The sequence below is a fragment of the Bradyrhizobium guangxiense genome (assembly GCF_004114915.1).
GTDB classification, from domain to species: domain Bacteria; phylum Pseudomonadota; class Alphaproteobacteria; order Rhizobiales; family Xanthobacteraceae; genus Bradyrhizobium; species Bradyrhizobium guangxiense.
In genome coordinates this window covers 5,353,558-5,379,808 of record NZ_CP022219.1, presented here as the reverse complement: position 1 = coordinate 5,379,808, position 26,251 = coordinate 5,353,558, and the positions used below count along the sequence as shown (strand labels likewise).

Genomic DNA, 26,251 nt, shown 5'->3' with positions numbered 1-26,251 from the left:
TTCTACTGGCGGTGATGCTCGAAGCTGGTGCATAGCAGATCGACCTCCGCCTCCGCGATCGGCGCGCGAAACAGGCGGCAGCTGAATTCGACCGTCGTCTTGTTGTCGGTGGCGGTGCGATCCTCCCGCAGGAAAATGCATCGCTTGCAGACGTCGGTGTGGTGCCGCTGCTCGGCTGCGTCCGACTGATCCAGCACGTGCCGGAACGTGTCGCGGAAGCGGATCTTGACCTCGTCGTCGAGCACGGCAATCGCCTCGACGAGAACGTTGACGGGGTCGCGTACCAGGAACTTCTTGCCCTGCTGCGTCACGCTTAGCATGACCGAGCGCTTGTCCGTGGCCGAGCGTTTCCGCTCGAGATAGCCGAGCCGCTCGAGTTCTCCGATGATGAACGAGGCGGTGCCGCGCGTGGTGCCGACATAGCTCGCGAGCGCCGAAGGCGTTCGGGAAAAGCGGTTGGCCCGGGAGAGGAATCGCAGCGCCATCCACTCGCGGTCGCGCAAGCCGTGCTTGGTGCCTTCGAACCACAGGATCCGCGCGACCTGCTCCAACAGTTCAATCGATTCGCGAGCCAAATTCATTTCAGTTCCAGGTCGGATAAAGCTTTATTCAATTGAGCCTTGGGCAGCGCAGTCTGAGTGGACGAGAATGAAGTTCTGGGGGCCTCTCCGTCGCCGGAGATGGAACTTCCGGTCGTGGAACTAGGGCGTCACAAAGAAAGTTCGAGTAAACCGGACGGCTCGAGTCCTTCGAAAATTTCAATCAAATGATGCCTTCCGCGCGCGTGATTGAGGGCGTGCCCGCATGCTGGGGCAACATGATGTGTCATCGTGGCCGTTGCGCTGTCCATTTGTTGCGGCTGAGCGCGTGGAATGCGCGAACACGCGCGTCCGTCGCGGCGCCAGGCGGTATGGCCCGCCGGGAGAGAACCCTCTTTTTCGGTTAATGGATGTTGCGATGCAATGCGGCTAGACGGTTAAGTACTGCACGCAAGCGAATCCACGCAAAGTCGGCACGTCGCCGGAACTCCAGCTGACAGCGCCGCTGACGCAGGCCTGCAGCATTGGCAGTCACGAACCGGCAGCATGCTCGAGCTCTTCAACGTCATCGCCGCCGGCTTTCTTCGCCATCCAAATTGGCGACGCCTTGTCGCAATGAGCTGGTGCCGGAGGCTGTCGCGCTGAAGCAACGGCAAGGCCGGCCTGAATTGCGCGTGATCGCAGGCTGGTGATTTGCGTTTCGCCGGCAACTATTGGCGAATGCGGCGCCCCGGGGGACACCAGCATAGGCAGCAGGAAGGGATAGACCGATGAGCTTCGAAACCACCATGACCTCCGACGTCGTCGGCCTGACGAAAGTCGCCCCGGTCTCGCGCCGTGGATTCATGAGCGCCACTGCGGCCGTGGCGGCCGGCTACACGCTTGCGGCCGGGCCGGTGCGCGCCGAGGCAATCACCACCGACGCCAATGGTCTGCAGACCGGCGATGCCAAGATCAAGGTCGGCTCCGAAGAGATGCCGGTCTATTTCGCCCGTCCTGCCGGCAACACCAAGGCGCCGGTCATCATCGTGGCCATGGAGATTTTCGGTCTGCACGAATACATCAAGGACGTGACGCGGCGGCTTGCCAAGCTCGGCGCGTTCGCCATCGCGCCCGACTATTATTTCCGCAAGGGCGTCGACCTCACCAAGGTTACCGAGATCAAGGACCTCCTGCCGATCGTCAATGCCAAGCCGGATGCCGAGCTGCTGTCCGATCTCGACGCGACCGTGGCGTGGGCGGGATCGCAGGGCGGCGATATCGCCAAGCTCGGCATCATCGGTTTCTGCCGGGGCGGCCGCACGGTCTGGGAATACGCCGCCCACAGCGGCGCGCTCAAGGCCGGCGTTGCCTTCTACGGCACGGTGGTCGATCCCGCCAATCCGCTGTGGCCGAAGAGCCCGATGCAGCTCGCGCCCGAGATGAAGGCGCCGGTGCTCGGCCTCTATGGCGGTGCCGACACCGGCATTCCCGTCGCGCAGGTCGAGCAGATGAAGGCCGCGCTGGCCGAGAACAAGAAGACGGCTGAATTCAAGATCTATCCCGAGGCGCCGCACGGCTTCCACGCCGATTACCGCGGCAGCTATCGCAAGGACGCCGCAGAAGATGGCTGGAAGCAGGCAGAGGCCTGGTTCAAGAAGTACGGCGTCCTGAGCTGACGCCGGACATCAAAAGGGGGCGGCCAGATCGGCCGCCCTTTCTCTTTCGATGCGTAGCGATCTCACTTCACCATCGCGCCATAGACGATGTCCTGAACCTGCTCGCGATAATACTTCCTGAGCTCGCCCGGCGCCGCCGTTCCCACCACGACGACGAGACGCTCCTTGGGGTCGCAGAAGAGCTGGGTTCCGTAGGCGCCGTTCCAGGTGAACTCGCCGGGATTGCCCGGGACCGACGACAGGCCCTCGCTGGTGCGGACCGCGACCGAAAGGCCAAAGCCGAAGCCGCCGCGATGCGGCTCGACATTCGCCACGTTGTTCTTGATCTCGGGGCCGAGATGGTTGCTCGTCATGTGGTGCACGGTCTTGGGCGAGAGGATGCGCTGGCCGTCGAGCTCGCCGCCGTTGAGCAGCATCTGGCCAAAGCGGAGATAGTCTCCCATCGTTGCGAACGAGCAGGCGCCGCCGCAGTCGAACTTGGTCGGCGTGTCCAACAGCTTGATGGCCTGCGGCTTGCCCGTCAGCGGGTCATTGGCGAAGGGACGGGCGAGGCGAGGGCGCTGCGCGTCGGTCGGATGGAAGGTTGCGTCCTTCATGCCGAGCGGCTGCCAGACATTGGCGGCGAGATATTCGCCGAGCTTCTGCTCGCTCACCTTTTCGACGACGGCGCCGAGCACGTCGATCGAAAAGCCGTATTCGAACTCGGTTGACGGCTGATGCGCCAGCGGCAGCTTCGTGATGCGGTCGATGAAGGCCTGGGTGTCGCCTTCGATCGCGGGCGCGACGCCGTCAGGATATTGCCGCGCGACCGGGCTCGATGAGTCCGGCCGGCCGCCATACATCAAACCTGACGTATGCCGGTAGAGATCGTGGATGAAGATCGGCGAGGCCTGCGGTTCCAGCTTGAGCGATCCGTTGGCCTCGATCACGCCGACCTTCATGTCGGCAAAGCCGGGATAGTAGTTGGACAGCTTGGCCTGCAGCGGCAGCCGGCCTTTCTCCATCAGCGTCAGGCCCGCGACCGCCGCCATCGGCTTTGTCATCGAGGCCAGCGCGAAGATCGCATCGACCGGCATCGGCGTGCCCTTGTCCGGGTCGAGCAGGCCATAGGCCTTGTAGTGCACGAGCTTGCCGTCACGCGCGATGGCGACGACCGCGCCGGGCACGCGCTTGGCGGCGATCTCGCGCGCGAAGAAGTCGTCGAGACGGGTGAGACCCTGTCTGGAGAAGCCGACATCGTCAGGGCTGGCTTCGGGCAACGGTGCGGCGCGTGCTGCACCGAGCGTGATGACGGCCGCCGCCGCCGCGATCATGGCGATCGTCTTGTTCATTGCATCCTCCCTGGCAAGCTCATGCAGTGGCTCCCGTGATGCCTAGATCACGACCGCGCAGGAACGAAGTCAAGCGCGCGCAGGGCATGTCTGGGACGCGCTGATAGGGTCGGAACTGTTATCGTCCTTCGCCGGCGCGCCACAGCGCGTCGAGGCCGTGGCGATAGGTCGGATGAGCCAGCGTGACGCCGAGCTCGCGCTTCAATTTCGCGTTGGAGACACGGGCGCTGCTGGCATAGAAGCTGCGCGCCATCGCCGACATCTCCGCGGTCTCGAACGGCTCTTCGGGCGGCGGGGCAACGCCCATCAGCTTGGCGGCGTAGGAAATCACGTCTTGCGGCGGTGTCGGCTCCTCGTCGCACACGTTCCACGTGCCGCCATTTTCGTGGTGAGTGGCAGCCATGATCGCGCTGGCGATGTCGTCGGCGTGGATACGGTTGAAGACCTGTCCAGGCTTGATGATGCGTCGCGCCGTGCCGGCGCGCAGCGTCACCAGCGCGTTGCGGCCGGGACCATAGATGCCGGCAAGCCGCAGGACCGCGGCATCGCCGCGCGCAATGTCCATCCAGGCCTGCTCGGCGGCGATCCGCATGCGGGTGCGATCGAGTGTCGCCTGCGGCGACGTGGTCTCGTCGACCCAGTCGCCGGCATGATCGCCGTAGACGCCGATGGTGGAGAGATAGATCACCTTGCGGCGGCCCATCGCCAGCACGTCGCCGAACGCTGCGATTGCGGGGTCGCCGGCGCTGCCGGGCGGGATCGAAACCAGAAGAACATCCGCGGCGCTAACCTGCTCGACCGTCTCACGCGACGGACGGCTGCCGGAAAAGGCGTGCACCTCGACGCCGGCAAGGTCTTTCCGCTGTGCGGGATCGCGCACGGTGCCGGCGACATGCGAGAAGCTGCCGCCGTGTCTGCGGGCGAAGTGCCGAGCGCTATAGCCGAGGCCGAAAATGAAAAGCCGCATGCGTCTCCCTGCAGGTCGAAAGTTCCGGTCCGCGTCGCTGCTCGGTCATAAGAGATTTTTGGGTCCGGCAAAAGATATTGCGATTTGTCTTGCCCGCCAGGGCAGCGGATGCTCGCTCGTCACAGCCAGATCGGGAAGGAGGCGTCGATCATGCAGGCAGAAGCGCTCGCCTCGGTGCCGGCGGATGCCACCGCGCTGATCCGGCGCGCGGCCGCGCTGATTTTCGACGTCGACGGCACCCTCGCCGAAACCGAGGAGTTGCATCGGCAGGCCTTCAACCATGCCTTCGCCTGCCACGGTCTCGACTGGCAGTGGGGCCGCGCCGTCTACAAGGACCTGCTGCGGGTGACCGGCGGCAAGGAGCGCATGCGCGCCTATCACGCAAGGCTGGAAATGGGATCGCCCTTGTCCAATGCCGACATTGCCGAGCTTCATCGCATCAAGACTGCGCGCTATGCCGAGCTGGTCAAAACCGGCAGCTGCCCGTTGAGGCCGGGCGTGACCGAGCTGCTTGCCGCGGTCAAGGCGCGCGGCCAGCGGCTTGCGATCGCGACAACGACCTCGCACGGCAATATCGATGAGCTGCTGTCGCAGGCGCTGGGGACGCATTGGGCGGCACAGTTCGACGCCGTCGTTGCCGGCGACGATGTCAGTCACAAGAAGCCCGCACCGGACGTCTATCTCGAAACCCTGGCGCGGCTGAAGCTGGGCGCGGCGGACTGCGTCGCCATCGAGGATTCCGCAAACGGGCTGATCGCGGCCTCACGCGCCGGCATTCCGGTCCTGATCACCCGGAGCACGTTTTTCCGCGACGAGGATTTCAGCGCGGCACGGGTCGTGCTGGACGACCTCTCGGAACTCGGGGGCGCCAGACAAGAAACTGAAAAACAACCCCATGCACAGTAGGACGCGCCGATCCGTTCGCCGCGGTCAGTGGACGCGGTGGCTCGTTCTATCGTCCTCAGCCTGCTCGACAATCTGCGCGATCGGGCTCGACTGGTGATGCACCAGGCGCCAGTCGTGGCCGACGCGGCGGAAATGGTTGGCGGCGGCCAAGGCGGTGCCGTCGACGATCTCGATGCAGAGCACGCGGGCGCTGTCGCCGTCGACGATGGCCTGCGGCTCGGCGCAGACGATCTGCGGCCGCTGCGGGTTCTGCAGGATGTCGCGCCAGCTTCCGATCACGGTGGCGCGGCCGATGATCGCAGGCCAGCCGGGATGGATGCAGGAAATGCCGTCGTCATCGGCCCACATCTGTTCCATGCCGGCGAAGTCGCCCGCCGAAAAAGCCGCATAGAAGGCCGCGTTGGCGGCGATGACCTTGCTGTCTTTTGCCATCGCTCTCGGGTGGGGCAAGGACAGGCAAAAATCAAGCGCGACTTCCGTTCGAATTCGCGTCGATTTGGACGCAGTGCAGCATTGCCCGTTTTATGGTCAGGCCGAGACGTGCGTCTCCACCGCCTGCCGCGCGCCGACCCGGTAGAGTTGGCCGAGCGCAGCGGTTACGGCCTCGCGCAGGCGCGGCTCGGCGCCCAGTGGGCCGAACACCTTCTCGACCCCGAGCAGTGCGGGCGCGAGCCGCTCGGCAACAGGTCCCGCCTCGCGCGCCAGCGCGGCGAACTCGGCGGCAAGGGGATCGCGTACGTCGATGGCGCGGCCCTGCTCGTCGCAGCCAGTGACGTAGCGCATCCAGCCGGCGACCGCGAGCGCGTGCGTTGCGATCGGCAGCTTGCCGGCGAGGCGATCCTGCATCGCGCCGAGCAGCCGCTGCGGCAGCTTTTGCGAGCCGTCCATCGCGATCTGCCAGGTGCGGTGATGCAGCGCCGGGTTGGCGAAGCGCTTGAGCAGCGAGGCGCGGTAGGCGGTGAGGTCCGTGCCCGCGGGCATCGTCAGCGTCACCGCGGCTTCGTCCATCACCTCCGCGGCGAGGCGCGCAAAATGCGGATCCCGCATGGTGTCGGCGATGGTCTCGTAGCCGGAGAGATAGCCGAGATAGGCCAGCGCCGAATGGCTGGCATTGAGCAGCCGCAGCTTCATCAGCTCGAACGGCTTGACGTCGCTGACGAGTTCGACACCCGCTGCGGCAAAGTCGGGCCGGCCTGCGGTGAAGCGATCCTCGATCACCCATTGCGTGAACGGTTCGGTCATCACAGGCCAGGCGTCGCCTAGGCCCAGGGCGGATGACACCGCATCGCGGTCGGCATCCGTGGTTTCCGGCACGATGCGATCGACCATGGTGCAGGGGAAAGCGACCGTGTCGGCGATCCACTTGCCGAGATCCCTGGAGCGCAGCGCGGCGAACTGCGTCACGATCCGCTGCACGGTGTGACCGTTGGCAGCGAGATTGTCGCAGCACAGCACGGTGAAGGGCGGAAGACCCTGCGCCCGCCGCCGCGCCAGCGCAGCGACGATGAAGCCAGGCGCTGAGCGCGGGGCATCGAAATTGTTCAGGTCGTGCACGATGTCGGGATGGCGCTCGTCGAGATCGCCGGTCTGCGGCGTGTGGCAATAGCCCTTCTCGGTAACGGTGAGCGAAACGATGCGGGTGGCGGGATCGGTCATCCGCTCGATCAGGGCTGCCGGATTTTCGCGCGCGACGACGCTGTCAAGCAGCGCGCCGATGACGCGGTGCTCGGTGCCTTCGGCCGAACGCACGGCAACGGTGTAGAGATGGTCCTGCGGGGCGAGGGCGTCGCGCGTATCCGGGCTGCGCAGGCTGGCGCCGACGATGCCCCAGGACGTCGCTCCCGTGGCAAGGCAATCGTCGACGACGACGGCCTGATGGGCACGATGAAAAGCTCCCAGGCCCAAATGCACGATGCCGGGCGTGACGCGCGTTCGGTCATAGGCCGGACGGCGGATGGCAGGAGCCAGCCGGTCGAGATTGGCGCGGCCAAGGCGCATCGAACTCTGGCGCATGGACGTCTCCCCTTTGTTTGCCGCTGCTTGACATGGCGTCCGTATCAGGTCAATGCTTCGGTCAATTGGTAAGACCAATTTTCCAAAATTGGCGGGCCGCGGGTCTCGATGACCTCGCGACCCTTTCGGGAGGACCAGCGTGCCGCTGGAAGCTGTGGAGGCGAGACGGCTCTATCGCCAGGTCGCCGATCAATTGCGAAGCCTGATCGACAGCGGCGAGTACGCGGTCGGCAGCCGCTTGCCGACCGAACGCGAGCTCGCCGAACAGCTCAAGGTGTCCAGGCCGACGGTGCGCGAGGCCTTGATCGCGCTCGAGGTCGAGGGGCGGCTGCGCATCCGGGTCGGTTCCGGCATCTATGTGATCGAGCCCGCCGCGATCGCCGCGCCGGCCCCTGCCGCCGTCATCGAGGGGCCGTTCGAGCTGTTGCGCGCGCGCGAATTCCTGGAAAGCGCCATCGCCGAACAGGCCGCGCGCGTCGCGACCCAGGATGATTTCGCCCGCATCGACGCCTCGCTCGTGGCGATGGAGAATGTCGAGCATCCCGGCGAAGCTTCGATGGTGCACGACCGCGCCTTTCACGTCGCGATCGCCGGAAGTCTCGGCAATGCCGTTCTGGTGCGCGTGGTCGGCGAGCTGTTCGACCAGCGCCTCAATCCCTATTTCGCGCAGCTTGCGCATTATTTCGAGAGCCCGGGCACCTGGCGCACCGCGCTCGACGAGCATCGCGCTGTGCGTGATGCGATCGCCGCGCATGATCCCGACGCCGCGCGGAAAGCCATGCGCGTTCATCTGGTGCGATCTCAGGAGCGCTTCGCGCAGAATTTCGGTGCCGAGGCCGTGGCGGGATCGACTTCGGTGAGATCGGCGGCGAAACGGTCGAAACCGAAGCATGCGCCGAAGAAGAAGCGGGCCGCCGCGAGCAGCAGCGCGCAGCGGCGATGAGATTGGGCGGCCCGCATCCGTGCCGGGCGGGCGAAACAAGAAGCAGACTTGAATGATGGAGGAAAAGTCGATGTTGAAGAAAATGACGATTGCCGCGGTGCTGTCCACCGCCGCATTGCTGGCGGCGACCAGTGTCAGCATGGCACAGACCAAGTTGAAATGGGCCCATGTCTACGAGACCTCGGAGCCGTTCCACACCGCCTCGGTCTGGGCCGCGCAGGAGATCGGCAAGCGCACCAACGGGCGCTACGAGATCGAGGTCTATCCGGCCTCGCAGCTCGGCAAGGAAGCCGACATCAACCAGGGCCTGTCGCTCGGCTCGGTCGACATCATCATCTCGGGCTCGAGCTTCGCGGCCAAGAGCTTCGCGCCGATCGGCGTGACCTATTATCCCTACACCTTCCGCGACGCCGATCATCTGCTCGCCTACACCAAGAGCGACATCTTCAAGGAGCTCGCCAAGGGCTACGAGGACAAGAGCGGCCACCACATCGTCGCGGTGACCTATTACGGCGTGCGCCAGCCCTCGTCGAAAAAGCCGATCAAGACCTGCGCCGACATGAAGGGCCTGAAGATGCGCGTGCCCGACGTGCCGGCCTATCTCGCCATGCCGCGCGCCTGCGGCGCCAACACCGCGCCGATCGCCTTCGCCGAAGTCTATCTCGCGCTCCAGAACGGCACCGTCGAGGCGCAGGAGAACCCGCTGACCACGATCGAGGCGAAGAAGTTCTACGAGGTGCAGAAGCACATCGTGCTGACCGGCCACATCGTCGATCATCTCAACACCGTGATCGCCGGCGCGCTGTGGAAGAAGCTCTCGGATGAGGACAAGAAGATCTTCACCGACGTAGCGCAGGAGGCCGCCGCTAAGGCCACCGGAGAGATCAAGCAGAACGAGGCCAAGCTGGTCGCCTTCTTTAAGGAGAAGGGCCTGACCGTGACCGAGGTCGACAAGAACGAGTTCCGCGACACCGTGCTGAAGAACGTCGCGTTCGAGACCTTCGGTTACCGCAAGGCTGACTGGGAAAAGATCCAGGCGGTGAAATAAGCAGTGACGGTCATTCCGGGGCGGCGCGCAGGACCGTGCATAGCACGGTCCGAGCACCGAACCCGGAATCTCGAGGTTCCGGGTTCTCGCTTCGCGAGCCCCGGAACGACGTTCAGGTTTTCAGGAGCAACCTCATGTCCACCGCCGAAATCCACCGGCAGATCACCGCGGACGAGATCGCCCACACTTTCGAGGAGGAGGCGACGCCGAAGGTCGATCTCGGCATTTACGCGTTCGAGGACTGGGTGGCGCTGGCGATCTTCTGGGTGATGGCGCTCGCCGTCTTCCTCCAGTTCTTCACCCGCTACGTGCTCAACGACAGCTACGCCTGGACCGAGGAGATCGCGACCTATTGCCTGATCGGGGTGGTCTTCATCGGCGCCTCGACGTGCGTGCGGCTGTCGCGGCACATCCAGGTCGATCTCCTCTACCGGTATCTGCCGCAGTCCGCGGGGCGTGGGTTGTCGACGATGATCGACCTGATCCGGATCGCCTTCTTCGGCTACGCCACCAAGCTGGTCTGGGTCTACATCCAGATCATCGGCGACGAACAGATGACCACGATCAACTTTCCCAAGAACTTCGTCTATTACGCCGTGCTGCTCGGCTTCGTGCTGATGTTCGGACGCTCCGTGCAGGTGGCAATACAGAACTGGCGGCAGGGTTACTCGGTCCTCGAACGTCCCGGTGCCTACGACGGATCGGAAGGATAAGACCATGCTGCTGTTGCTCGGAGGCTTTCTCGTCCTGATGCTGCTCGGCGTTCCCGTGGCGATTGCCATGGCTGCGTCGTCGCTGCTCTACATCCTGGTCAGCGGCGTGACGCCCGACGTCACGCTGGCGCAGCGCATGATCGCCGGCGTCGAGAGCTTTCCGCTGCTCGCCGTGCCGTTCTTCATCCTGGCCGGCAACCTCATGAACATCGCCGGCGTCACCGGGCGCATCTACAAATTCGCCGTCGCACTGGTGGGGTGGATGCGCGGCGGCCTCGGCCACGTCAACATCATCGGCTCGGGGATCTTCTCCGGCATGTCCGGCACCGCGATCGCGGATGCCGCAGGTCTCGGCACCATCGAGATCAAGGCGATGAAGGACCACGGCTACTCCACCGAGTTCTCGGTCGGCGTCACCGCGGCCTCCGCCACGCTCGGGCCGATCATCCCACCGTCGCTGCCCTTCGTGATCTACGGCATGATGGCGAACGTCTCGATCGGTGCGCTGTTCCTGGGCGGCGTCATTCCCGGCGTCGTCCTGACGCTGTTCATGATGGCGACCGTCACCTATTTCGCGCACAAGAACAAATGGGGCAGCGACACGCTGTTCTCCTGGCCGCAGCTCGGCTCGGCCGGCCTCGAGATCGTCATCGTGCTGGCGTTCCCGATGGCGATCTGGCTGATGGTGCTGGCCGGGCTTTCGGTCAACGTGGCCGTGGTCATCGGCCTCGGCACGCTGCTGATGATCGACTGGTACTTCGACTTCTCGGCGGTGATGGCGCTGATGGCGCCGGTGATCCTGATCGGCGGCATGACGCTCGGCTGGTTCACGCCGACGGAAGCCGCGGTCGCCGCGGTGATCTGGTCGCTGTTCCTTGGCCTCGTGCGCTACCGCACCATGACGTTCCAGACCGTCGCCAAGGCGACCTTCGACACCATCGAGACCACGGCCTCGGTGCTGTTCATCGTCACCGCCGCCTCGATCTTCGCCTGGCTGCTGACGGTGTCGCAGGCCGCCCAGATGCTCTCGGACTGGATGCTCAGCATCACCCATAACAAATGGGTGTTCCTGGCGCTCGCCAACGTGCTGATCCTGTTCGTCGGCTGCTTCATCGACACCACGGCGGCGATCACGATCCTGGTGCCGATCCTGCTGCCGATCGTGCTCAAGCTCGGCATCGATCCCATTCATTTCGGCCTGATCATGACGCTGAACCTGATGATCGGCTTGTTGCATCCGCCGCTCGGCATGGTGCTGTTCGTGCTTGCGCGCGTCGCCAAGCTCTCGGTCGAACGCACGACGGTCGCGATCCTGCCCTGGCTGGTGCCGCTGCTGCTCGCGCTGATTGCAATCACCTACATTCCCGACCTGACCCTCTGGCTGCCAAAATACATGGGACTCTCCAAATGACCTCGACCGCTCTCGCCGCAACCCTGTTCGGTCCCGAAGATTTGCGCATGATCGAGCATCCGCTCGACAAGCTCGCTGACGGCATGGTGCGCATCCGCTTCGGCGCCGGCGGCATCTGCGGATCGGACATGCACTATTTCCGCCACGCCCGCACCGGCGATTTCGTGGTGAAGTCGCCGCTGGTGCTCGGCCACGAGATCTCTGGCGAGGTCGTGGAGATCGCAGGCACTGCTGCCAATCTGAAGGTCGGTGACCGCGTTGCCGTCAACCCGTCGCGCTGGTGCGGCCATTGCGTGGCCTGCCGCGAGGGCCGGCCGAACCTGTGCGAGAACATCTACTTCATGGGCTCAGCCTCGAAGACACCGCACATGCAGGGCGGCTTCGCCAACTATTTCGACGCAATCCCCGCGCAGTGCGTGAAGATCCCGGACCATGTCTCCTACCAGGCCGCGGCGCTCGCCGAGCCGCTTTCGGTCTGCCTGCACGCCGTCGCGCGCGCCGGCAACATCGAGGGCCGGCGCGGCATCATCTTCGGTGCCGGCCCGATCGGGCTCTTGACCATGCTCGCCGCGCGCCGCGCCGGCATGGCCGACATCACCGTGGCCGACATCGCCCCGGCGCCGCTGGCCTTTGCGACCAAGCTCGGTGCCTCGCATGTCGAGAATGTCTCCGCCGGCGAGGAGGGCCTGAAGGCGCAGGCCGCTGCACGCCCCTATGACGTCGCCTTCGAGGTGTCCGGTACGGCTGCGGGCCTTGCCAGTGCGATCGGCATCGTCAGGCGCGGCGGCGTCGTGGTGCAGATCGGCAATCTCCCGGGCGGCCAGATCCCGACGCCGTCAAATGCGGTGATGGCGAAGGAGATCGACCTGCGCGGCTCGTTCCGCTTCGGCTTCGAATTCGCAACCGCCGTGGAGCTGATCTCGAGCGGCAGCGTCGACGTGCTGTCGCTGGTCACCGCCGAGCGGCCGCTGTCGACCGCGCCGGACGCGCTGCGACTGGCGCTCGACCGCTCGCAGAGCGTCAAGGTCGTGCTGACCGCGAATTGACTCTTGTTTTGACGCGTTTTCTTCACGCGAACCGGTACCCACTTCGCTCGAAAATGCTTTGGGAGATTGCGCATGATGCTCGAGGGTTGGCGCTGGTACGGGCCCGATGATCCCGTCTCGCTCGATGACGTCAGGCAGGCCGGAGCGAGCGACATCGTCTCGGCGCTGCATCAGGTGCCGATCGGCGAAGCCTGGACGCGCAAGGCGGTCGAGGAGCGCAAGAATTTCATCGAGAACGGCCAGCCCGGTCGCTCGCAGCTGACCTGGTCGGTGGTGGAATCGATTCCGATCCCCGACGACGTCAAGCGCTTGGGCGGGAAGGCGACCAAATCGATCGAGGCGTGGATCGGGAGCATGGAGGCGGTCGCTGCCTCCGGCATCAAGATCATCTGCTACAACTTCATGCCTGTCGTGGACTGGTGCCGCACCGACCTCGAATGGGAGCTGCCGAACGGCGCCCGCGCCATGCGCTTCGACCAGGATCGCTTTGCCGCGTTCGAGCTGCATATCCTGAAGCGTCCGGCCGCCGCGCAGGAATATTCGCCCGCGCAGCAGGCGCGCGCGAAAAAGCTGTTCGAGCAGATGAGCCAGGCGGATATCGACTATCTCGTCATGGTCATTGCCAGCGCGCTGCCGGGCTCGACCACCGAGCCGATGACGATCCCGCAATTCCGCGATCGACTGGAGACCTATCGCGACATCACGCCGAAGATCTTGCGCCAGCATCTCGCCGAATTCCTCGCGCGCGTGACGCCGGTCGCCGAGCAGCTCGGAGTGTCGCTGACCTTGCATCCGGACGATCCGCCGCGGCCGTTGTTCGGCTTGCCGCGCATTGCATCCTCAGCGGACGACTATCAGGCGCTGTTCGATGCGGTGCCGTCCAAGGCCAACGGCATCTGCCTGTGCACCGGCTCACTCGGCGTCCGGCCTGAGAACAATCTGCCCGAGATGGCCGAGCGCTTCGGCCCGCGCATCGCCTTCGCCCATCTGCGCGCCACCAAGCGCGAGGTCGACGGCCTGTCGTTCTACGAGTCCGACCATCTCGACGGCGACGTCGATATGGTCGCGGTGCTCAAGGCGCTCTTGAAGGAGAACGCGCGGCGTTCGCCCGACAAGCAAATCGTGTTTCGCCCCGATCACGGCCACCGCATGCTCGACGATCTCGCCGCCACCAAGCGCACCAACCCCGGCTACACGGCCATCGGCCGCCTCCGCGGCCTCGCCGAGCTCCGTGGCGCGATCCGGGCGATCGAGCATCGGTAGGGCGCGAAGCGTGGGACTCTTCGCCTCTCCCCGCCTGCGGGGCGAGGGGGATTAGTAACACGCCGCCATCGCCCCCAGCTTCGGATAGAGCCGGTCGATCGCCGCGATCTCGCTTCGCATTTGCGCGATGATCCAGTCGCGGATCTCGGCGGCGATCGGGCGCATCGGCCGGTTGCGCGGCGGCAGGAATTCGCAGACGCGGCGCGTCGTGGTGATCGTGTCGGAGGCCGGCACCAGCGCGCCGGTGAGCAGCCAGTGCGAGGCGACCGTCAGCCAGCCGAGCGCGATGCCCTGGCCGAGCAGGGCGGCCTGTACCACGACGGCATAGTCGGTGAAGCTCAGCGCCTTGGCCGCGCCGCGGCGGCCGGTGAGCAGCGAGGCGTAGTCCGCGGCCCAGTCGTCCGGCGTCTCGGCGAGGCGGATGATGGTGTTGCCCTCGGTGGGATCTGTCTCGCCGAGATAGCTCGGGCTGCACATCGGCAGCATGACTTCCCTCATCACGACCGTGCCGCCGGACGACGGCTCGTCGCGATCGCGAAAGCGCATGCCGAGGTCGACATTGTCCACCGGCCCGCGCAGCGCACCGGAGATGAGCTGGAAGCGCAGATCGACCTGCGGAAACTGCTTCTGGAGCTTGTCGATGCGCGGCATCAGCCAGTGCGTGGTGAAGGCCGAGGAGACCGACAGCGTTACCGTCTCGGTGCCCTTGCGGCGCCGCTCGATCTCCACGAGCCCGCTCTCGATGCTGCGAAAGCCTTCGAGCACGCGGCGATAGAGCAGCTCGCCTTCCTCGGTGAGCACCGCGCGCCCCGCCGTGCGGTCGAACAGGCGCACGCCGAGATGCTCCTCGAACTGTCCGAGCATGCGGCTCACCGCCGGCTGCGTGACGTTCAATTCGGCGGCCGCAGCGGTGAAGCTGCCATTGCGCGCCGCTGCGTCGAAGACGAACAGGGCGTTACTGGAGGGCAGCATGCGGCGCAGCTCAGGCATAACCCCATGTTATGGGGCCCGTAATAATTTGGCAATTGCCGGGTTTTGCCAACTCTGTTGTCATTGGCATCACAGCCTAAAGATAGCGGCTTGGAGCGAAGGATGAGTTGCAGCGCACGCTGCAACCGCGAGTGCCCCAAATCCCTGTCTATAAAGCAGGCTTATGGCGCGCAGTGAGGCACGCCGTTGCAGGGATGGGCGAGGTCGATCATTGGACAAACGAGCGGAAAGCGTCGAGATCAGGTCCGCGAGCAAGGCGTATGGCGCCGTCCGCGCCCTCGACGACGTTTCCCTCAATGTCGGCGCCGGCGAGTTCGTCTCGCTGCTTGGTCCCTCCGGCTCGGGCAAGACCACGCTGCTCGGAATTCTCGGCGGCTTCATCCTGCCGTCGTCTGGCACGATCCTGTTCGGCGGCCGCGACGTCACTTACATGCCGCCGCACAAGCGCGACATCGGCGTCGTGTTCCAGAACTACGCGCTGTTCCCGCATATGAGCGTCGGCGAGAACGTCGCCTTTCCCTTGCGCGCCCGCCGCCTGCCGAAAGCAAGCTGGCCCGACAAGGTGCGCGCGGCGCTCGGCATGGTCGGCCTCGCCGGCTACGAGGAGCGCGGCATCGCCCAGCTCTCCGGCGGCCAGCGCCAGCGGGTGGCGCTGGCGCGTGCCATGATCTTCGAGCCCCGCCTGATCCTGATGGACGAGCCGCTCTCCGCGCTCGACAAGCAGCTGCGCGAATCCATGCAGATCGAGCTGCGCGCGCTGCACCGGCGCATCGGTGCCACCATCATCTACGTCACTCATGACCAGCGCGAGGCGCTGACCATGAGCGACCGCGTCGCCGTCATGAAGGACGGCCGCCTGATCCAGATCGACGAGCCCGAGCGGCTGCACGACCATCCCGCCGATTCCTTTGTCGCCAGCTTCATCGGCGAGGCAACGATGCTGCCGGTGCGCCGCGTCGATGCCGCCAGCGTCGCGCTCGGCAATGCGCTGCTGCGCAGCGCCCGCGCCATTCCCGATGGCGATGCGCTGATGCTCGCCGTGCACAGCGAAAAGCTGCTGATCGACGATGGCGCGCAGGATGCCGCCTGCAACCGGCTGACCGGCACGGTCACCGACATCGTCTACCAGGGCGAGAGCCTGCGCATCTTCCTGGCGCTTGCCGATGGCGTCGCGCTCAGCCTGCGCCAGCCGAGCTATCACCAGGCCTATAGCCGCATTCCACCGCTCGGCGGCAGCCTCACCGTCACCCTCCACCCCGAGGACACCATTGTTGTGCCCAGGGTGGACTGACTTAAGCCTTGTCCAACCGAAGAGAAGAAACCGACATGTCGACCCAAGCCGCGTTCAGCAATTTCAAGGTTCTCACCTTCGACGTCGTCGGCACCTTGATCGACTTCGAGACCGGCGTGCTCTCTGCGGTGCGCAAGATCTCGGGCAAGACGCCGGCCGAGCTCAGTGACGAGCAGATCTTCGAACCCTACAAGCGCGGCCGCGACAAGCACTATGAGCGCTCCAGCGAGGCGATGTTCCACGTCTACCGTCACCTCGCCACGGAGCTTGGGCTGCCCGCCGACGATGCGGCCTGCGATGTGTTCCAGCTCTCGGTGCTGCGCTGGGGGCCGTTCGCCGATTCGGTCGAGGCACTGAAGCGCCTGCGCACGAAATTCCGGCTGGTGGCGATGACCAATGCCGACCGCGTCGCGCTGTCCTGCTACGCGCACGCGCTCGGCAATCCCTTCGACGACACGGTGTGCGCCGACGATACCGGGGTGGCCAAACCGAACCCGGAGTTCTTCGCCTACAACAAGGGCCGCCAGTCCGCCTTCGGCTACAAGCAGTCCGACATCCTGCATGTCGCGCAGAGCCAGTATCACGACATCGGGATCGCGCGGAAGCTGGGTTACAAAGTGTGCTGGATCGAGCGCCGCCAGGGCGTCGCCGGGTTCGGCGGTACGCCGGCGGTGGAGACGCTGACCGAGCCGGATTTCCATTTTCCGACGCTGAAGGCGCTCGCCGACGCGGCCATCGGGCCCGCGGCCTAGCAGCGTGAGCGCGAGCATGACACGGGACTGGAGCGCGCTGCCATCGGTCAACTCGCTGTGGGAAGCCACGGCCGAGCCGGCGCGCGCGTTTCCCGTGCTGTCGGGCGAGCAACAGGCGGATGTGGTGATCATCGGCGCGGGCTATACCGGTCTGTCTGCCGCGCACCACATCGCCAAGAGCGGCCTTGCGCCAATCGTGCTGGAAGCCAATCGTCCCGGCTGGGGCGCCAGCGGGCGCAATGGCGGCGTCATCACCGCAAAATTCCGCCTCTCGTTCCGCGAGGTCGACGCCATGCATGGCCGCGCCATGGCGCGGCGCATGTATGAGATCGCGCATGAGTCCACCGACATGGTCGAGGAGCTGGTCTCCGAATTCGGCATCACCAGCGCGAACCTTGCGCGAACCGGTCAGGTCAAGGCCGCGCACAACGAGACGACGCTGCGGGCCGCGATCGACGAAGCCAATTGGATGACGCGCGAGATGGGCTCCGCCGAGGTCCGCATCCTCGACAAGCGGGGCGTGCGCGACGAGACCGGCTCCGACAGCTTTGTCGGCGGCGTGCTCAATCCCGGCTCGGGCGGCATCCATCCGCTGAATTATCTGCGCGGCCTCGCAAATGGCGTCGCGAGCCGCGGCGTTGCGATCTTCCAGCAGTCGCCGGTCGTCAAGCTCAGGCATGAGAGGGGCGGCGTCGTCGCCGAGACGCCGCAAGGTTCAGTACGCGCCAAACAGGCGATCATCGCCACCAACAGCTATTCGGATTTGACCGGCGCCACCGCGCAGCTGCAGCGCACGCTGATCCCGTTCCGCAGCGCCATGGTCGCAACCGAGCAGCTGCCGCGCAATCTCGCAGGCAAGCTGATGCCGACGGGGCGCACCTATACCGAGACCAAGCGCATGATGCGCTGGTTTCGCATGGTCGATAACCGCGTCATCTTTGGTGGCCGCGGCGCCTTCGGCAAGCAGGACTCGCAAGCCGCCTTCGACGCACTTCGCAAGGCGATGGTCGGCATCTTCCCCGATCTCGCCGACGTTCCGATCGCCTACAAATGGTCGGGCCTCGTCGCGATGACGCTGGATTCGGTGCCGCATATCGGCCGCCTCGACGATCGTACGCTGGTCTCGCTCGGCTACAACGGCGCCGGCGTTGCGATGTCGAGCCTGATGGGCCGCTATCTCGCAGCCTTCGCGCGCGGCGAGAGGCCCGATGTCGGCCTGCTCGATGTCAAGCGCATGAAGACGATTCCGTTCTATCCGCTGCGCGAGCCCGCCGTGCGCGTGGTCGCCGGCTGGTACCAGTTTCTCGATGCGATCGGTCAATGAGATTGATTTGGAGGAGGCGAGGATGATGATGAAGCAGAGTTTGGGGCTGGGCTGTGCGCTGCTGGGCGCAATCGGATTGACCAGCGCGGCTGATGCCGCCGAACAGATCACCTTCGTCTCGCAGGGCGGCGCCTATCAGCAGGCGCAGACGGTGGCGATCCTCGATCCCTCCGCCAAGAAGCTCGGGATCACCATCAACCAGGATTCGATCCCGGACGCCTGGCCGGCGATCAAGCCCCAGGTCGGCAGCGGCAAGCCGATCTGGGACGTCGTCGACACCCCGACCGGCAACTGCCTGCGCGGCGGCGAGCAGGGGCTGATGGAGAAGCTCGACTTCTCGAAGATTCCAAACGGCGCGGCGATGCCGGAGGCCTATCGCAGCCCCTATTCGGTGTCCTACGAGTTCTATTCGAGCGTGTTGGCTTTCAGCCAGAAGACCTTCCCGAAGGACGCGCCGAGCAGCTGGGCCGATTTCTGGGACGTGAAGAAGTTTCCCGGCCGCCGTGCGCTGCGTAACCACCCGTTCGCGACGCTCGAGGCGGCGCTGATGGCCGACGGCGTCGCGCCGGACAAGCTCTACCCGCTCGACGTCGACCGCGCCTTCAAGAAGCTGGAAGAGATCAAGCCGCACATTACGGTGTGGTGGACCTCGGGCGCGCAGTCGGCGCAGCTGCTCAACGACGGCGAGGTCGACATGGAGATGGCCTGGAACGGCCGCGTCAGCGCGGTGGCCAAGGAAGGCGCAAAGGTGTCCTTCACCTACAACCAGGGCATCCTGCAAAGCACCTCGCTCTGTATCCTCAAAGGCGCACCGAATTTGGGGACGGCGGTGAAGTTCCTCAACGAGGCCGTCGATCCCGTCCACCAGGCCAATTTGCCGCTCCACATCGACTACGGCCCGGGCAACCCCAAGGCATTCGAGACCGGCGTGATCAAGCCCGAGCGCGCGGCGCAATTGCCGAGCGAGCCGGCCAACGCCGCCAAGCAGGCGCTGATGTCCTACGCCTGGTGGTCCTCGCCCGCCGGCGAGGCCGCGGAGAAGCGCTGGGCATCGTTCATGCAGAAGTAAGGCGAGGCAGCGTTGACGACATCCGTGCCAGATCCCTCTCAAAAGCATCAGCGCCGCGAGCACGGGCTGATGCTGGCGCTGGTGTCGCCGGCGCTGCTGGTGATCCTGGCTCTGATCGTGCTGCCGGTCGGCTGGCTCGCCTGGCAGTCGATCTATCATGACGGCTTCACGCTGGAGAATTATCGCCGCGTCTTCACCGAGGACATCTACTGGCGCAGCTTCGCGCTGACCTTCGAGATCAGCCTCGCGGTCACACTGATTGCGCTGCTGCTCGGCTATCCCGTGGCCTACCTCGCCAACGCGTTGCCCAAAGGCTGGAGCATCCTCGTCCTGGCGCTGGTCGTGCTACCGTTCTGGACCAGCGTGCTGGTACGCGCCTATGCCTGGCTGGTGTTGCTCCAGCGCAGCGGCGTGATCAACCAGCTCCTGCGCCATCTCGAATTGATCTCCGAGCCGCTCGCGCTGGTCCACAACAGTTTTGGTACAGTGGTCGCCACCGTGCACATCCTGCTGCCGTTCATGGTGCTGCCGCTCTATGCCACCATGCAGAAGATTCCGAACGATCTGATGCAGGCCGGCGCCAGCCTGGGCGCAAGCCCGTCGCTGACGTTCTTCCGGGTCTTCCTGCCGCTGTCGCTGCCGGGCGTGCTGGCGGGCTGCACCATGGTGTTCGTGCTCTGCCTCGGTTTCTACATCACGCCGGAACTGCTCGGCGGCGGCCGCACCGTGATGGTGTCGATGCTGGTGAGCCGCAATGTCGAGCTCTACAACCAGTTCGGCGCCGCGAGCGCGGTCGCGGTGGTGCTGCTCGCCGGCGTGCTTGCGATCTTCTTCGTCGTCAGCCGCTTCATCTCGCTCGACCGCGTGCTGGGGCAGAAATGACGCGCCTCTCGCCCGCCCGCATCCTCCTCTACGTCATCAGCGCGCTGGTGCTGATCTACCTGATCTTGCCTGTGCTGATCATCGTGCCGATCTCGTTTTCCAGCGCGCGCTTCCTGACCTTCCCGCCGCCGTCCTTCTCGCTGCGCTGGTACCAGCAATATTTCTCAAATCCGGCCTGGATGCAGGCAACGCAGGTGACGCTGACGGTCGCGGTTCTGACCGTCCTGATCGCAACGCCATGCGGGGTGGCCGCCGCCTATGCCATCAGCCAGTCGAAGCTGCGGATCATGCGGCTGATCCACATGGCGCTGCTGCTGCCCCTGGTGGTGCCGATCATCATCACCGCGGTCGGCATCTTCTTCGTCTATGCCAAGGTCGGCCTGGTCGCGACCATGCCCGGCCTCGTGTTGGCGAATGTGATGCTGGGACTGCCCTATGTTGTCATCTCGGTGCTGGCGGGCCTACAGAGCTTCGATCCGGCGCAGGAGATGGTAGCGCGCAGCCTCGGCATGAACCGCCTGCGCAGCTTCTTCGCGGTGACGCTGCCGCAGATCAAGTCCAGCGTCGTCGCCGGCGGCATCTTCGCTTTCATTTCGGCGATGGACGAGACCATCGTGGCGCTATTCATCTCGGGCGGCCAGTACCAGCCACTGACGAAGCGTATGTTCACCGCGCTCCGCGATGAGATCGACCCGACCATTGCGGCGATCTCGACGCTGATGACGGCGGCGTCGTTCATGCTGGTGCTGCTGGCGAGCACGCGGCAGAAGAAGGGTGGGTGAGGGCGAGCGCTGCTCGGCTCTCGGTGTCATGTGCCTCGGACGCAGCGCGTCCAGGATATGAGAGTGTGTGACGCGGTCACGATCTTTCGCTCTCACAGACCTTCGCCCCCAGCCAGGCCAGGATCATCTCCACGATCTGCGCGCGGCTCTTCGCCAGCACCCTGGGCTCGCTGAGGTCGCAATCGAACAGCGCGCCGAAGGTATAGCGGTTGGCGACGCGGAAGAAGCAGTAGGACGAGATGGCCAGGTGCAGGTCGATGGCCTCGACGTCGTCGCGGAAGACGCCTTCGGCACGACCGCGTTTCAAAATGCCGTCGAGGGTTGCGATCACGCCGGCATTGAGCTGCCGCAGCTGCACATTCTGCTTCAGGTGCTTGCCGTGGTGGATGTTCTCGATCGAGACGAGGCGGATGAAGTTCGGGTTGCGCTCGTCATGGTCGAAGGTCGCCTCGATCAGCCGCCGCAATCCTTCGCGGGCGTCGCAGCTGGCAATGTCGAGCTGGTCCTCCAGCGCGCGAATGCTGCGATAGGCCTCCTCGAGCACCGCGAGGTAGAGCTGCTCCTTGCCGCCGAAATAATAGTAGATCATCCGCTTCGAGGTGCGCATCCGCGCCGCGATCGCATCGACGCGCGCGCCGGAATAGCCTTCCGAAGCGAATTCGGCTATCGCCACTTCGAGGATGTCGCGCTTGGTGCGCTCAGGATCGTTGGTGCGCTTTAATGGGGGCGGCATGCGTTTGAGCGTCGCTGTCTGATGGCCCTGACGCAGAGCGACGGCAGGGCTGTGGGGGAAGGCGAGACGATCACCCGATCGCGAAATCGGCGGCCGTCTCGGCGTGAATCGCCGTGGTGTCGAACGTCTCGACCGAAATGTCATCGGGACCGACCAGCATCGTGATCTCGGTGCAGCCGAGGATGATGCAATCCGCGCCGCGGGCGACCAGCGCGGCCATCACGTCCTGATAGCGGCGGCGGGAGGGGGCGGCGACGATGCCAAGGCACAGCTCGTCGTAGATGATGCGGTTGACATCCGCGCGCGCCTCAGGGGGAGGAACCAGCACGTCGAGATCATGCGCGCGCAGCCGATCGACGTAAAAGTCCTCCTCCATTGTGAATTTGGTGCCGAGCAGCCCGCCCCGCCGGTAGCCCTTCGCCCGGATCCGCTGTGCCGTCGCATCGCCGATGTGAATGAACGGAACGGTCAGGTTCGAGATGATGTCGGGGGCCAATTTGTGCATCGTGTTGGTGCACAGCACGATCGCTCGCGCGCCGGCGCTTTCGAGGCGCCGCGCAACCTCGGCCAGGCTGGCCGCCGCCTCGGTCCAGCGCCCCGCGTACTGCATCTCCTTGATGCCCTGAAAATCGTAGGAGTACATCAACAACGGGGCCGAATGCAGCTTGCCCATGCGGACGCGGACGCGTTCGTTGATCAGCTTGTAATAGAGCGCCGTGCTCTCCCAGCTCATGCCGCCGATCAGGCCGATGGTTTGCATTCCAGATGCTCCCGAACTTGGTCAGCTGGGATCGTAAACGAAGAAATCGAGGCTCGGTAGTCATCGCTTGATTGCGGTGGCCCGGTCGTGTCATTGTTCCCTCGCGCCGATTTGACACTCAGCTTGCGGGCGCTTCTACAAATGCAGCTAAAGAGACCGCCATCCCTGCATCGTCCCGCATTGCGTTGTTTGCTCGGCAATCTCGAACGGAGAGGGCCATATGAAGTTTGCTGCGATCGCGGATGTGCACGGGAATCGGCCGGCGCTTGAGGCCGTTCTTGCCGATATCGCCGGGCTCGGTATCGAAGAGGTCGTGAATCTCGGCGACCATGTCAGCGGACCGCTCGAGGCGGCCGCAACGGCCGACCTGCTCATGGCGCGGGGCTTTCCCTCGATACGTGGAGACCAGGACCGAATCCTGCTCGAGCTCTGGCAGGCGGGCGGTTCGGCGCGCAGCGATTTCCGACAGCTCGAGCGCAGGCATTTCGATTGGCTGGCAAGCCTGCCTGCCACGCTGATGTACAAGGAGCGGGTGTTGCTGTGCCACGCCTCGCCGACCAGCGATGCCGCGTTCTGGCTCGACGCCGTCGCCTCCGATGGCGGTGTGCGCGCCAGCCCGATTGCGGCGATCGAGGCCGACGCCGAGGGGATCGATGCCGAGCTCATCCTGTGCGGGCACACTCACATTCCAAGAGTGGTTCGTCTGAGAGATGGGCGATTGGTGGTCAATCCCGGCAGCGTCGGATTGCCTGGGTATGACGGCAAGCTGCCCGTTCCTTACGTGGTCGAGGTCGGCACGCCGCACGCGTGCTACGCCATTGTGGAGCATGCCGCAGGAAGCTGGTCCGCGACCATCCGCTACGTGCCTTACGACAATGCGGCCATGGCCGCCCTGGCGCGCAGGAAGGGCATGGCCAGCTGGGCGAGCGCGATTGCAACCGGTTGGGTTTCGTAAGCCTGAATGGAGCGTGAGCGTCATCCGGGGCCTTCATGCCCGCCGAACCCGATCCGGGACTACGCAGCGCTCCATCCGGGCTATCGCTGGACATTCTCTGTATTCAGATTAGAATGCAAATTAGTATTTTGACAGGACCAACCATCCCGTGCGTGCTCTCTTCGTCGACGCGAACGACACCCTCGCGGCGGTGACCGACAAGCTGCTGTGCTCCCAGAGCCTGCCGGTTGGCATCAACCGCAATCCCTCCATCAAGCCGGACGACCTGCCCGGCCTGCTCGATGGTGTCGAGATCATGATCGTCGACCACACCGCGGTGCCGACGGCGATCGCCGAGAAGTGCGGCGCCCTGAAGCACGTTGTCTTCCTCGGCACTGGCGCGCGAAGCTACATGAACCCGGAAGAGCTGGCTGAGCGCGGCATCACCGTTCACACCATCAAGGGCTATGGCGACACCGCGGTCGCCGAATGCGCGATCGCCCTGATGTGGGCTTCCGCAAGGAGCTTCGGCGAGATGGATCGCGGCATGCGCGAGGGCAACTGGCTGCGCCGCGACGCGGTGCAGCTCACCGGCAAGACGATCGGCCTGATCGGCTTCGGCGGCATCGCGGCAGAAGCTGCGCGCATGGCGGCCGGCTGCGGCATGACGGTGATCGCCTGGAACAGGACGCCGAAGACTCATCCGAACGTCGAATTCGTGCCGCTGGAGCGGCTGCTCGCGGACAGCCACGTTGTCTCGCTGCATCTGCTCCTCAACGACGAAACCAAGGGCTTCCTGTCGCGCGAGCGCATCGCGCAGATGCGTCGCGGCAGCATCCTGGTCAACACCGCGCGCGGCGCGCTCGTCGACGAGGACGCGATGCTTGACGCCTTGCGCTCGGGCCACATCGCCCATGCCGGCCTCGACGTCTTCCCCGTCGAGCCGCTGCCGCCGGGCCATGCGCTGACCAAGCTGCCGAACGTGACGCTGTCGGCGCATTCGGCGTTCCGCACGCCCGAGGCGAGCGACAATCTCATCGGTGCCGCGCTCGATCACTGCCGCCGCATCATCGCGAATGGGCGGTAGTGCAAACGGCAGGGGCGGGCATGACGCCTGCGCAGGGGGCGAAAAGCCTTTCGATCTTGCGCGTCCTGCCGGCCTGTCTTACGCCACTTCGGAATGGAATTTGCGCGAGGCCGTCGCGCACATCGTCAATGCTTTGAGGGAGCCGTCATGACCATCCGCAACACCCGCACCGGGGGCCAGATCCTGATCGATCAGCTCGTCGCGCAAGGCGTCGAGCGTGTCACCTGCGTGCCGGGCGAGAGCTATCTCGCCGCGCTGGATGCACTGCATGACAGTCCGATCGACGTCGTGATCTGCCGCGCCGAGGGCGGCGCAGCGATGATGGCGGAGGCCTATGGCAAGCTCACCGGGCGGCCCGGAATCTGCTTCGTCACCCGCGGCCCCGGCGCGACCAATGCCAGTCACGGCGTCCACATCGCGATGCAGGATTCGACGCCGATGATCCTGTTCGTCGGCCAGGTCGACACCGGCATGCGCGAGCGCGAGGCGTTCCAGGAGCTCGACTACAAGGCGGTGTTCGGCACCATGGCGAAATGGGCGGTCGAGATCGATCGGCCCGATCGCATTCCGGAGCTGGTGGCGCGCGCCTTCCGCGTCGCCATGCAGGGCCGCCCCGGTCCCGTCGTGATCGCGCTGCCGGAGAACATGCTGACCGAGACCGCGGCCGTTGCCGATGCCATGCGCATCGAGCCGGCGGTGAGCTGGCCGGCGCCGGCGGATATCGAGCGCGTCGCTACCATGCTCGCGAGCGCCAAGGCGCCGCTCGTCGTCCTCGGCGGCTCGCGCTGGACCGATGAGGCGACCAGGACGATCGCGCGCTTTGCCGAGCGTTTCGACCTGCCGGTTGCGACCTCGTTCCGACGGGCCTCGCTGATCGACGCCGACCACTCGCACTATGCCGGAGATCTCGGCATCGGGCCAAGCCCGGGCCTGAAGGCGCGCGTCGACAACGCCGATGTGATCCTGTTGATCGGCGGCCGCATGTCGGAGATGCCGTCCTCGTCCTATACGCTGCTCGACATTCCCAATCCGAAGCAGAAGCTGATTCATGTGCATCCGGGCTCGGAAGAGCTCGGCCGCGTCTATCAGCCGGCGCTGGCGATCCAGGCGACGCCGGCTGCGTTCGCGGCGGCGGTCGAGACGCTGAAGCCCGCCGGGTCGGTTGCCTGGAAGGGCGAGGCCGCCAAGGCGCACGCCGATTACCTCGCCTGGACCGAGAAGGCGCGCGAGCTGCCGGGCACGTTCCAGTATGGTCAGGTCATGACCTGGCTGCGCGACCGCCTGCCGAAAGACGCGATTGTCTGCAACGGCGCCGGCAATTATGCTGGCTGGATTCATCGCCATCACCGCTTCCACAGCTTTGCCGCGCAACTGGCGCCGACCTCGGGCTCGATGGGCTATGGCGTGCCGGCGGGCGTGCTCGCCAAGCGGCAATATCCGGATCGCGTCGTCGTCGCCTTTGCCGGCGACGGCTGCTTCCTGATGAATGGCCAGGAGTTCGCAACCGCCGTGCAATATGACGCACCGCTCGTCGTCATCGTCATCGACAATTCGCAATACGGCACCATTCGCATGCACCAGGAGCGCGACTATCCCGGCCGCGTCGTCGGCACGCAGCTCAAGAACCCGGATTTTGCGATGTACGCAAAAGCATTCGGAGGCCATGGCGAGCGCGTCGAGCGCACGGAAGAATTCGCTCCGGCGTTCGAGCGCGCGCTGGCCTCGGGCAAGCCGTCGATCCTCCACTGCATCATCGATCCCAGGGCGATCTCGGTCGGCAAGGATTTTACGCCCGCAGTGAAGGCTTAA

25 protein-coding genes are annotated in these 26,251 nt (G+C 65.1%); 17 read left to right on the top strand and 8 right to left on the bottom strand.

The features are described 5' to 3' along the window. Window positions 1–2: 2 nt before the first annotated feature. On the bottom strand, window positions 3–581 hold the full coding sequence (locus X268_RS25700; protein ID WP_128927517.1) for a MarR family winged helix-turn-helix transcriptional regulator: 579 nt from the start codon (window positions 579–581) through the stop codon (window positions 3–5). 728 nt (window positions 582–1,309) lie between these two features. Between X268_RS25700 and X268_RS25695 the strand changes: the two genes are divergently transcribed. Next, the gene (locus tag X268_RS25695) at window positions 1,310–2,197 is read left to right on the top strand and encodes a dienelactone hydrolase family protein (RefSeq protein WP_128927516.1); all 888 of its coding nucleotides are present in this window, start codon (window positions 1,310–1,312) and stop codon (window positions 2,195–2,197) included. Window positions 2,198–2,259: 62 nt separating this feature from the next. Here the strand turns inward: X268_RS25695 and X268_RS25690 are convergent, their stop codons facing one another. Both X268_RS25690 and X268_RS25685 read right to left on the bottom strand, forming a co-directional pair. After that, window positions 2,260–3,528 (bottom strand): serine hydrolase domain-containing protein, encoded by a 1,269-nt coding sequence (locus tag X268_RS25690; protein WP_128927515.1) that lies wholly within the window; start codon window positions 3,526–3,528, stop codon window positions 2,260–2,262. Window positions 3,529–3,646: 118 nt separating this feature from the next. Next, window positions 3,647–4,495, bottom strand: coding sequence for an SDR family oxidoreductase (locus tag X268_RS25685; protein ID WP_128927514.1), 849 nt, complete (start codon window positions 4,493–4,495; stop codon window positions 3,647–3,649). A gap of 150 nt (window positions 4,496–4,645) precedes the next feature. Here X268_RS25685 and X268_RS25680 point away from each other — a divergent pair, with 150 nt between their 5' ends. Continuing rightward, window positions 4,646–5,401 (top strand): HAD family hydrolase, encoded by a 756-nt coding sequence (locus X268_RS25680; RefSeq protein ID WP_128927513.1) that lies wholly within the window; start codon window positions 4,646–4,648, stop codon window positions 5,399–5,401. A gap of 24 nt (window positions 5,402–5,425) precedes the next feature. Here X268_RS25680 and X268_RS25675 read toward each other — a convergent pair whose 3' ends face one another. After that, window positions 5,426–5,833 (bottom strand): nuclear transport factor 2 family protein, encoded by a 408-nt coding sequence (locus tag X268_RS25675; RefSeq protein ID WP_128927512.1) that lies wholly within the window; start codon window positions 5,831–5,833, stop codon window positions 5,426–5,428. Window positions 5,834–5,929: 96 nt separating this feature from the next. Next, on the bottom strand, window positions 5,930–7,414 hold the full coding sequence (locus X268_RS25670; protein ID WP_208764392.1) for a mannitol dehydrogenase family protein: 1,485 nt from the start codon (window positions 7,412–7,414) through the stop codon (window positions 5,930–5,932). Window positions 7,415–7,553: 139 nt separating this feature from the next. Between X268_RS25670 and X268_RS25665 the strand changes: the two genes are divergently transcribed. From X268_RS25665 to uxuA, 6 genes are all read left to right on the top strand, one after another. After that, the gene (locus X268_RS25665) at window positions 7,554–8,357 is read left to right on the top strand and encodes a FadR/GntR family transcriptional regulator (RefSeq protein WP_128927511.1); all 804 of its coding nucleotides are present in this window, start codon (window positions 7,554–7,556) and stop codon (window positions 8,355–8,357) included. Window positions 8,358–8,427: 70 nt separating this feature from the next. Beyond that, on the top strand, window positions 8,428–9,405 hold the full coding sequence (locus X268_RS25660) for a sialic acid TRAP transporter substrate-binding protein SiaP (RefSeq protein ID WP_164937938.1): 978 nt from the start codon (window positions 8,428–8,430) through the stop codon (window positions 9,403–9,405). A 134-nt stretch (window positions 9,406–9,539) separates the two neighbouring features. Further along, window positions 9,540–10,118: a TRAP transporter small permease gene (locus tag X268_RS25655; RefSeq protein WP_128927510.1), complete on the top strand. Its 579-nt coding sequence runs from the start codon at window positions 9,540–9,542 to the stop codon at window positions 10,116–10,118. Between the two features lie 4 nt (window positions 10,119–10,122). Further along, window positions 10,123–11,529: a TRAP transporter large permease gene (locus X268_RS25650; protein WP_128927509.1), complete on the top strand. Its 1,407-nt coding sequence runs from the start codon at window positions 10,123–10,125 to the stop codon at window positions 11,527–11,529. Then, window positions 11,526–12,575 carry an L-idonate 5-dehydrogenase gene (locus X268_RS25645; protein WP_128927508.1) on the top strand — a complete coding sequence of 350 codons (1,050 nt, stop codon included), beginning with the start codon at window positions 11,526–11,528 and terminating at the stop codon, window positions 12,573–12,575. The genes X268_RS25650 and X268_RS25645 overlap by 4 nt, the downstream gene beginning before the upstream one ends. A gap of 72 nt (window positions 12,576–12,647) precedes the next feature. Further along, complete coding sequence (gene uxuA / locus X268_RS25640; protein ID WP_128927507.1) at window positions 12,648–13,838, top strand: mannonate dehydratase; 1,191 nt, start codon at window positions 12,648–12,650, stop codon at window positions 13,836–13,838. A gap of 51 nt (window positions 13,839–13,889) precedes the next feature. Here the strand turns inward: uxuA and X268_RS25635 are convergent, their stop codons facing one another. Continuing rightward, window positions 13,890–14,828 carry a LysR family transcriptional regulator gene (locus tag X268_RS25635; RefSeq protein WP_128927506.1) on the bottom strand — a complete coding sequence of 313 codons (939 nt, stop codon included), beginning with the start codon at window positions 14,826–14,828 and terminating at the stop codon, window positions 13,890–13,892. A gap of 211 nt (window positions 14,829–15,039) precedes the next feature. Between X268_RS25635 and X268_RS25630 the strand changes: the two genes are divergently transcribed. From X268_RS25630 to X268_RS25605, 6 genes are all read left to right on the top strand, one after another. Continuing rightward, on the top strand, window positions 15,040–16,119 hold the full coding sequence (locus tag X268_RS25630; RefSeq protein ID WP_164937937.1) for an ABC transporter ATP-binding protein: 1,080 nt from the start codon (window positions 15,040–15,042) through the stop codon (window positions 16,117–16,119). A gap of 35 nt (window positions 16,120–16,154) precedes the next feature. Then, complete coding sequence (locus tag X268_RS25625) at window positions 16,155–16,871, top strand: HAD family hydrolase (protein ID WP_128927504.1); 717 nt, start codon at window positions 16,155–16,157, stop codon at window positions 16,869–16,871. Between the two features lie 16 nt (window positions 16,872–16,887). Beyond that, window positions 16,888–18,195: an NAD(P)/FAD-dependent oxidoreductase gene (locus X268_RS25620; protein WP_164937936.1), complete on the top strand. Its 1,308-nt coding sequence runs from the start codon at window positions 16,888–16,890 to the stop codon at window positions 18,193–18,195. 22 nt (window positions 18,196–18,217) lie between these two features. Further along, complete coding sequence (locus X268_RS25615) at window positions 18,218–19,264, top strand: ABC transporter substrate-binding protein (RefSeq protein ID WP_164937935.1); 1,047 nt, start codon at window positions 18,218–18,220, stop codon at window positions 19,262–19,264. A gap of 69 nt (window positions 19,265–19,333) precedes the next feature. Next, the gene (locus tag X268_RS25610; protein ID WP_128929383.1) at window positions 19,334–20,146 is read left to right on the top strand and encodes an ABC transporter permease; all 813 of its coding nucleotides are present in this window, start codon (window positions 19,334–19,336) and stop codon (window positions 20,144–20,146) included. Next, window positions 20,143–20,928, top strand: coding sequence for an ABC transporter permease (locus tag X268_RS25605; RefSeq protein WP_128927501.1), 786 nt, complete (start codon window positions 20,143–20,145; stop codon window positions 20,926–20,928). Before X268_RS25610 ends, X268_RS25605 begins: the two co-directional genes overlap by 4 nt. A 76-nt stretch (window positions 20,929–21,004) precedes the next feature. Here X268_RS25605 and X268_RS25600 read toward each other — a convergent pair whose 3' ends face one another. Together X268_RS25600 and X268_RS25595 are read right to left on the bottom strand one after the other, a co-directional pair. Beyond that, a complete protein-coding gene (locus X268_RS25600) occupies window positions 21,005–21,661 on the bottom strand; it encodes a TetR/AcrR family transcriptional regulator (protein WP_128927500.1) in 657 nt (218 codons plus the stop codon). Window positions 21,662–21,731: 70 nt separating this feature from the next. Further along, window positions 21,732–22,421 (bottom strand): aspartate/glutamate racemase family protein, encoded by a 690-nt coding sequence (locus tag X268_RS25595; RefSeq protein ID WP_128927499.1) that lies wholly within the window; start codon window positions 22,419–22,421, stop codon window positions 21,732–21,734. Window positions 22,422–22,641: 220 nt separating this feature from the next. On the opposite strand from X268_RS25595, the gene X268_RS25590 reads away from it, so the two are divergent. The 3 genes from X268_RS25590 to X268_RS25580 all read left to right on the top strand — a co-directional run bounded on the left by X268_RS25590 (window position 22,642) and on the right by X268_RS25580 (window position 26,251). After that, window positions 22,642–23,376, top strand: coding sequence for a metallophosphoesterase family protein (locus tag X268_RS25590; RefSeq protein WP_128927498.1), 735 nt, complete (start codon window positions 22,642–22,644; stop codon window positions 23,374–23,376). A gap of 148 nt (window positions 23,377–23,524) precedes the next feature. Beyond that, the gene (locus X268_RS25585; protein WP_128927497.1) at window positions 23,525–24,442 is read left to right on the top strand and encodes an NAD(P)-dependent oxidoreductase; all 918 of its coding nucleotides are present in this window, start codon (window positions 23,525–23,527) and stop codon (window positions 24,440–24,442) included. 147 nt (window positions 24,443–24,589) lie between these two features. Then, a complete protein-coding gene (locus tag X268_RS25580; RefSeq protein ID WP_128927496.1) occupies window positions 24,590–26,251 on the top strand; it encodes a thiamine pyrophosphate-binding protein in 1,662 nt (553 codons plus the stop codon).

What these genes read in the sequence shown, in the direction of transcription:
- X268_RS25700 (WP_128927517.1), bottom strand. Translation starts at nt 581, where the DNA reads ATGAATTTGGCTCGCGAATCGATTGAACTGTTGGAGCAGGTCGCGCGG.
- X268_RS25695 (WP_128927516.1), top strand. Translation starts at nt 1,310, where the DNA reads ATGAGCTTCGAAACCACCATGACCTCCGACGTCGTCGGCCTGACGAAA.
- X268_RS25690 (WP_128927515.1), bottom strand. Translation starts at nt 3,528, where the DNA reads ATGAACAAGACGATCGCCATGATCGCGGCGGCGGCGGCCGTCATCACG.
- X268_RS25685 (WP_128927514.1), bottom strand. Translation starts at nt 4,495, where the DNA reads ATGCGGCTTTTCATTTTCGGCCTCGGCTATAGCGCTCGGCACTTCGCC.
- X268_RS25680 (WP_128927513.1), top strand. Translation starts at nt 4,646, where the DNA reads ATGCAGGCAGAAGCGCTCGCCTCGGTGCCGGCGGATGCCACCGCGCTG.
- X268_RS25675 (WP_128927512.1), bottom strand. Translation starts at nt 5,833, where the DNA reads ATGGCAAAAGACAGCAAGGTCATCGCCGCCAACGCGGCCTTCTATGCG.
- X268_RS25670 (WP_208764392.1), bottom strand. Translation starts at nt 7,414, where the DNA reads ATGCGCCAGAGTTCGATGCGCCTTGGCCGCGCCAATCTCGACCGGCTG.
- X268_RS25660 (WP_164937938.1), top strand. Translation starts at nt 8,428, where the DNA reads ATGTTGAAGAAAATGACGATTGCCGCGGTGCTGTCCACCGCCGCATTG.
- X268_RS25655 (WP_128927510.1), top strand. Translation starts at nt 9,540, where the DNA reads ATGTCCACCGCCGAAATCCACCGGCAGATCACCGCGGACGAGATCGCC.
- X268_RS25650 (WP_128927509.1), top strand. Translation starts at nt 10,123, where the DNA reads ATGCTGCTGTTGCTCGGAGGCTTTCTCGTCCTGATGCTGCTCGGCGTT.
- X268_RS25645 (WP_128927508.1), top strand. Translation starts at nt 11,526, where the DNA reads ATGACCTCGACCGCTCTCGCCGCAACCCTGTTCGGTCCCGAAGATTTG.
- uxuA (WP_128927507.1), top strand. Translation starts at nt 12,648, where the DNA reads ATGATGCTCGAGGGTTGGCGCTGGTACGGGCCCGATGATCCCGTCTCG.
- X268_RS25635 (WP_128927506.1), bottom strand. Translation starts at nt 14,828, where the DNA reads ATGCCTGAGCTGCGCCGCATGCTGCCCTCCAGTAACGCCCTGTTCGTC.
- X268_RS25625 (WP_128927504.1), top strand. Translation starts at nt 16,155, where the DNA reads ATGTCGACCCAAGCCGCGTTCAGCAATTTCAAGGTTCTCACCTTCGAC.
- X268_RS25620 (WP_164937936.1), top strand. Translation starts at nt 16,888, where the DNA reads ATGACACGGGACTGGAGCGCGCTGCCATCGGTCAACTCGCTGTGGGAA.
- X268_RS25615 (WP_164937935.1), top strand. Translation starts at nt 18,218, where the DNA reads ATGATGATGAAGCAGAGTTTGGGGCTGGGCTGTGCGCTGCTGGGCGCA.
- X268_RS25610 (WP_128929383.1), top strand. Translation starts at nt 19,334, where the DNA reads ATGCTGGCGCTGGTGTCGCCGGCGCTGCTGGTGATCCTGGCTCTGATC.
- X268_RS25605 (WP_128927501.1), top strand. Translation starts at nt 20,143, where the DNA reads ATGACGCGCCTCTCGCCCGCCCGCATCCTCCTCTACGTCATCAGCGCG.
- X268_RS25600 (WP_128927500.1), bottom strand. Translation starts at nt 21,661, where the DNA reads ATGCCGCCCCCATTAAAGCGCACCAACGATCCTGAGCGCACCAAGCGC.
- X268_RS25595 (WP_128927499.1), bottom strand. Translation starts at nt 22,421, where the DNA reads ATGCAAACCATCGGCCTGATCGGCGGCATGAGCTGGGAGAGCACGGCG.
- X268_RS25590 (WP_128927498.1), top strand. Translation starts at nt 22,642, where the DNA reads ATGAAGTTTGCTGCGATCGCGGATGTGCACGGGAATCGGCCGGCGCTT.
- X268_RS25580 (WP_128927496.1), top strand. Translation starts at nt 24,590, where the DNA reads ATGACCATCCGCAACACCCGCACCGGGGGCCAGATCCTGATCGATCAG.